We start from the raw sequence: 4,357 nt of genomic DNA, 5'->3' as shown, positions 1-4,357 counted from the left end.
GGATATAAATCTGTAAGTGTAGTAAGTTTTGCTGAGATTAGTCTAAAAGGAGCCCATTTTAATATTGCTCATCTACTTCAAATATCTACGATTTTAAATGTGCCATTAATAGAACTTTAGATGGTGTTCAAGAGATAATTGATATGGGTGTAGTAGAATAATTATTTGATTAAATTTGCATAGTTTAAGATAATAGATAAAAATTAAAAAAATAAATTGCTAGTAAAAATAATTTAGCCATATTTATATTAAACTAGGCTAAGTTTAAAACTATTCATAAGCTCCAACAGAGAGTATTTTTTCCATTCTAGCACTTACTACTTCATCAATTGATAATCTCTCAAGCTCTTCTAGCTGAGTTCTGATATACTCACCAACAGCAGCTATAGCACCATCTCTATCTCTATGTGCTCCCATAACTGGTTCATCGATAACATCATCGATTAAATTTAGCTCTTTTAGGTCATCAGCCGTTATTTTCATAGCTTTTGTAGCAGCTTCGCTTTTACTAGGATCATTCCATAAAATTGCTGCACAACCTTCTGGTGAAATAACAGAAAATACTGAATTTCTCATCATCGCAAGCCTATCGGCCACACCAATGGCTAAAGCACCTCCACTACCACCTTCGCCAATAACTATAGCAATAGTACGAGTCTTAAGCTCACTAAGCTCAAATAGATTTCTAGCGATTGCTTCGCTTTGGCCACGTTCTTCAGCGCCTACTCCTGGATATGCGCCTGGAGTATCGATAAAGAATATAACTGGAATTTCAAATTTCTCAGCTAATCTAGCAACACGCAAGGCTTTTCTATATCCTTCAGGATGAGGCATACCAAAGTTTCTCATAATTTTATATTTTGTTCCACGGCCTTTTTGTTCCGCAATTACTATAACCCTTTTATTGCCTATATAGCCACTATAGCAGACAATAGATGGATCATCTGCATAAGCTCTATCTCCATGAATTTCATAACTATCAGTTAGTAATGCTCTAATATAATCAAGCGCATAAGGGCGATCTGGATGTCTAGCTAGATTTAGTCGTTGAAATTCATTTAGATTTTTATATGTCTTTGCTATCTCTTTTTCTAAATTTTTGCTTAGGATCTCAATAGCATGCTCATCGCCTTTAATTTTAGCATTGGCGATATCTTCATCAATCTGTTGAATACCTTTTTCAAAATCAAGATAGCTAGCCATTATTTTAGCCTTTTAAAAATTACTGAACCATTTGTACCGCCAAAACCAAATGAGTTACTCATTACAGCATTTAATTCGCAATTTCTAGCGCTATTTGGAGTATAATCTAGATCGCACTCAGGTGCTCTATCTGTTTGGTTAATTGTTGGAGGAATAATGCCTTGATTCATTGCCATAATAGAAATAACGGCTTCAATAGCGCCAGCTGCACCAAGACAGTGACCTGTTTGACCTTTTGTAGAGCTGATTGCTGGAATGTTATCTCCAAATACTGCTTTTATGGCCGCAGTTTCATTAGCATCGTTTGCTGATGTTGATGTACCATGAGCATTGATGTAATCAATCTTGATATTGCCTGCCATCGCTAATGCTTTACTCATTGCTCTTTGTGGGCCATCTTGACTAGGACTTGTGATGTGATGCGCATCACCGCTTTCGCCAAATCCTGCTATTTCAGCATAAATTTTCGCCCCTCTAGCCACTGCGCTCTCATACTCTTCTAGAACTAGTGCGCCAGCACCTTCACCCATTACAAAGCCATCTCTATTTGCATCAAATGGTCTTGATGCAGCTGCTGGATCGTCGTTTCTTGTAGATAGTGCTTTCATCGCAGCAAATCCACCAATACCTACAGGACAGATTGCTGATTCAGCGCCGATTACTAGCATAGCTTTGGTTTCGCCTATCATAATGCTTTTGGCTGCTTCGCATATGGCATGAGTAGATGCAGCGCAGGCTGTTACGCTTGATAAGTTTGGACCTTTTAGATTATGAGCTATACTTACTAATCCGCCTAGCATATTTACAAGTGCAGAAGGAATGAAAAATGGAGATATTTTTCTAGGGCCTTTTTCTAGGCATATATTAGAGTTTTTCTCTATATTAGGCAAGCCACCGATACCAGCTGCTGAGCTAACACCAAATTCATTTGGGTCAAATTCTCCAAAATTTGCATCTATCATTGCATCATTAGCAGCTTTTAAGCCTAAATGAATAAATCTATCTGCCTTTTTTATCTCTTTTGCTTCCATTACAGTAGCTGGATCAAAATCATCTATTTGAGCTGCTATTTGTACAGGAAAATCAGTAGCATCAAATAGAGTTATCTTTTTTACTCCTGTTTTGCCATCGCAAATATTTTTAAAAGATATATCTTTATCAAGACCTAGCGCATTTATCATGCCTAAACCAGTTACTACCACTCTTTTCAATGCTACTTCTCCTAAAATTTAAATTTCAACCATTATGGTTAATTATTTTTTTAAACCTTCAACATAATTTACAACATCAGCAATGCTAATTAATTTTTCAGCTTCGCTATCTGGGATTTCTACATCAAATTTTTCTTCTAAAGCCATAACAAGCTCAACAACATCTAGTGAATCAGCACCTAGATCTTCAATTATTTTTGACTCCATTTTTACTGCGTCAGCTGCAACACTTAGTTGTTCTACAACAACATCTCTAACTTCGTCAAATATTGCCATAATTTTCTCCTAAAATAAAAATGAGTGTAATCTTACTATAATTTGGCTTAAAGTTTTCTACATATATAGGCCGCCGTTGATTTTAAGGGTATCGCCTGTGATGTAGCTTGCATAATCGCTTAGCAAGAATGCTATTGCTGTGGCTACTTCTTTAGCTTCTCCAAATCTTTTTAATGGAATATTTGCTGAGTAGTTTGCTTTAATTTCATCGCTTAGAGCATCGGTCATATCTGTAGCTATAAAGCCAGGAGTTACGCTATTAAAGCGTACATTTCTACTAGCACCTTCTTTGGCAAAACTTTTACTCATTGCAATCATACCACCTTTGCTTGCAGAGTAGTTTGTCTGGCCTGCATTTCCCATTTCGCCAACTATTGAGGCTACATTGACAACTGAGCCAAAGCGTTTTTTGCTCATTACTTTAAGCGCCTCTTTACAACCAATAAATGCGCTTTTTAAATTTGCATCAATAACGCTATTAAAGTCATCTACACTCATTCTTAAAGCTAGTTTATCATTGGTGATACCAGCGTTATTTACTAGATAGCTTAATTCACCATCGCTTTGAATGATTAGATTTATAGCAGCTATAAAATCATCTTCATTTGTTGCATCAAATTTAACTACAGCAGCATTTCCACCATCTGCTTCTATTTGAGCTTTTAGATCATCTGCAAGCTTAGGATTTGATCTGTAATTTATCCAAACTTTAAGTCCAAAACTAGCTAAAACTTTACAAATTTCAGCACCAATTCCACGGCTTCCGCCAGTAACTAAAACATTTTTTCCGCTAAATTTCATTTTAATTATCCTTTAAAATAGTGGTTTATCCATAACTTCTGGAATTTCTAAATCCATAAGTTTTAGTATTGTTGGAGCTACATTGCTTAGCCCGCCATATTCTATTGAGTTTATACCATCAGCTACTACATAGTTAAATACATCAAATGTTGTATGATTAGTTAGTAGTTCGCCATCACTGCTTTGCATAGCTTCACAGTTACCATGGTCGCTAATTTGCATATATGAGTATCCATATTCTTTAGCTTTTGTAATCACTTTGCCTAAGCATTCATCTACTGCTTCAACTGCTTTTATAACTGCGCCGTAGTTTCCAGTGTGACCGACCATATCACCATTTGCATAATTTACTACTATAAATTCAGTTCCATTTTTCATACCTTTGATTACTGCATCGGTTACTTCGTATGCGCTCATAGCTGGCTGTTCATCATAGGTTTTAACCTTTGGACTTGGGATTAATACTCTAGTCTCATTTTCTACTAAATCCTCTTTGCCGCCATTAAAAAAGAATGTTACATGAGCATATTTTTCTGTTTCTGCGGTGTGAAGTTGTCTTAGTCCATTTTTAGCTATTACCTCGGCTAAAGTCTGCTTGATATCATCATTTTCAAACATTACAGGAAAGTTAAATTTATCATCATAATTTGTCATTGTGATTAGATTATCACAACATATAGGACGATTAAAATCGTTAAATTCAGACACGGCTAAGGCGGTACAAATTTCTCTTGCTCTATCGTTTCTAAAGTTAATAAAGATTATCCCATCATCCTTTTTTATCCCACCAAAATCCATAAAGCTAGCAGGTTCTATAAACTCATCAAAAATCTCTTTAGAATATGAATTTGCCATATATTCAGATG

5 protein-coding genes are annotated in these 4,357 nt (G+C 35.8%); all 5 read right to left on the bottom strand.

Annotated elements, in window-relative coordinates:
* Window positions 1–270: 270 nt before the first annotated feature.
* Window positions 271–1,203: an acetyl-CoA carboxylase carboxyl transferase subunit alpha gene (gene accA, locus J6V67_RS01550; protein ID WP_291857616.1), complete on the bottom strand. Its 933-nt coding sequence runs from the start codon at window positions 1,201–1,203 to the stop codon at window positions 271–273.
* Window positions 1,203–2,414, bottom strand: a complete 1,212-nt coding sequence (locus J6V67_RS01545; protein WP_291857614.1) for a beta-ketoacyl-ACP synthase II — start codon at window positions 2,412–2,414, stop codon at window positions 1,203–1,205. The genes accA and J6V67_RS01545 overlap by 1 nt, the downstream gene beginning before the upstream one ends.
* 42 nt (window positions 2,415–2,456) lie before the next feature.
* Window positions 2,457–2,690 carry an acyl carrier protein gene (gene acpP / locus J6V67_RS01540; protein ID WP_086225098.1) on the bottom strand — a complete coding sequence of 78 codons (234 nt, stop codon included), beginning with the start codon at window positions 2,688–2,690 and terminating at the stop codon, window positions 2,457–2,459.
* Window positions 2,691–2,747: 57 nt separating this feature from the next.
* Window positions 2,748–3,491 (bottom strand): 3-oxoacyl-ACP reductase FabG, encoded by a 744-nt coding sequence (gene fabG / locus J6V67_RS01535; protein ID WP_291857611.1) that lies wholly within the window; start codon window positions 3,489–3,491, stop codon window positions 2,748–2,750.
* Window positions 3,492–3,503: 12 nt separating this feature from the next.
* A partial coding sequence (gene gpmI / locus J6V67_RS01530; RefSeq protein ID WP_291857609.1) for a 2,3-bisphosphoglycerate-independent phosphoglycerate mutase occupies window positions 3,504–4,357 on the bottom strand: 854 nt, incomplete at its 5' end.

The organism is Campylobacter sp. (assembly GCF_017646085.1).
In the GTDB taxonomy this organism is placed as follows: Bacteria; Campylobacterota; Campylobacteria; order Campylobacterales; family Campylobacteraceae; genus Campylobacter.
The sequence above is the reverse complement of the archived record's forward strand: the minus strand, read 5'-3'. Positions and strand labels throughout refer to the sequence as shown.